Below are 379 nucleotides of genomic sequence, written 5' to 3'. Positions count from 1 at the left end.
CCAGAAGCTGGGCGCGATGCGCTTCTCCGCGCTCTACAGCACGCTCTTCTCCCAGGACCCGGACGCGGTGGCCGCCACGCGCGAGGACGTCACCAACTTCCGCTGCAAGTCGGAGTTCGTGGACGTGAACGGCCTCACGGTGCGCGCCGCCATCTGCCTGCGGGCCTACCGCCGCTTCCCGGGCCTCTACGACCTGGTGCTGCGCGCGGCCACGCTGAACGCATCCACGCGCGGCGTGGACACCAGCCTCACGTTGGGCGGCTTCTCCGCGGAGAACGCTCGCAAGCTGGCGCGCCGCTACCTGGAGGGTCTGTCGTGGGGGAAGTGATCTTCTTGGAGGTGCTGGAAGGGGACGCCGTCCAGTCCCGCCACCGGCTGG

The 379-nt window shown here is 69.9% G+C and carries 1 pseudogene; it reads left to right on the top strand.

The window, feature by feature from the left end:
- Positions 1–328: pseudogene (locus HUA74_RS45105) on the top strand (serine protease); the annotation flags it as partial.
- Positions 329–379 lie beyond the last annotated feature (51 nt).

It is taken from the genome of Myxococcus sp. CA051A (assembly GCF_013336705.1).
Classification (GTDB): Bacteria; Myxococcota; Myxococcia; order Myxococcales; family Myxococcaceae; genus Myxococcus; species Myxococcus llanfairpwllgwyngyllgogerychwyrndrobwllllantysiliogogogochensis.
This window is presented reverse-complemented; position numbering and strand designations above follow the sequence as displayed.